A 981-nucleotide genomic window follows, 5' to 3' on the forward strand; every position below is an offset into this window, starting at 1 on the left:
GGGTAGGACTGGGTGGCGGCGTTCGGGTCGGCGGTCATGATCGGCTCCCTGAGGCGGATGGTGGGTCAGGGGGTGACGGGTTGTGCCGTGAGCTGCTGGCCGTCGACCGTGACCGCGCCGGTCTCCGGGTCGATGCGGGGCGCGGAGGTGGCCTTGCCGTCGCGGGTGACGATGCCGGTCTGGCGGCCGTTCGGCAGCACGATCCAGCCGCCGTCGATCTTGGCGCCGCGTACCTTGGCCGTCGCGCGCCACAGCCCGGACGGCTTGACCGCCTTGTCGGCGGTGAACGTGTACGGGCGGCCCTCGTCCTTGACGGTGCCGGTGATCTTCTTGCCCTGCTCGATCCTGCCGTCCAGCACCGCGCCGTTCGGGGCGGTGAGCTTCATGCTGCCGTTGTTGTTCACGCGGCCCCTGAGCCAGGCCTCCTTGTAGCGGCCGTCGCAGAAGTAGGCGACCGCCTTGCCGTCACGGACGGAGACCGCGACCGAGGCGGCGTCGTCGTCGGTGCGGCCGGCGTAGTTGGCGTTCGCGACGGGTGGCTTCGACGGCGATGGCGTCGGGCTGGGGGTGGGCGTGGCGGATGGTGTCGGTGACGTCTTCGCCGGAGTCTTCGGTGACGCGGACGGCGATTGCTCGCGGTACGAGGACGACGCGGTCTTCGTTCCCGATGTCGCGTTGAGCGTCAGCATGAACAGGCCCAGCACCAGGCCCGCCAGAAGAGTGAACAGTGGTCCAGGACGCTTCAATGTGGGCCTCCCCCGAGGCGGGCTACCCGCCTATGAGAGCGGACTCGGGGCCGTGGGTAAAGAGGCATACCGGGATGATCTCACCCCAAGTAGCGAAACGGGACGGTTCGGGTGACATTGGCAGGGTTCGAGGCCGGGCCCCGACCAGCGGCCGGCCGCTCTCGAAAGGTGCGAGCCATGGCGGGCAACGATCTCGGCAGCCTTCTCGGTGGTCTTCTGGGGGGAGCGGGTGGAG

At 69.3% G+C, this 981-nt stretch carries 1 protein-coding gene; it reads right to left on the reverse strand.

Annotated features, from left to right (window positions below; all coding sequences use genetic code 11):
* Window positions 1-65: 65 nt before the first annotated feature.
* On the reverse strand, window positions 66-746 hold the full coding sequence (locus AC31A1_RS51895; protein ID WP_489659992.1) for a hypothetical protein: 681 nt from the start codon (window positions 744-746) through the stop codon (window positions 66-68).
* Window positions 747-981: the final 235 nt, after the last annotated feature.

It is taken from the genome of Streptomyces sp. P5F9 (genome assembly GCF_057961495.1).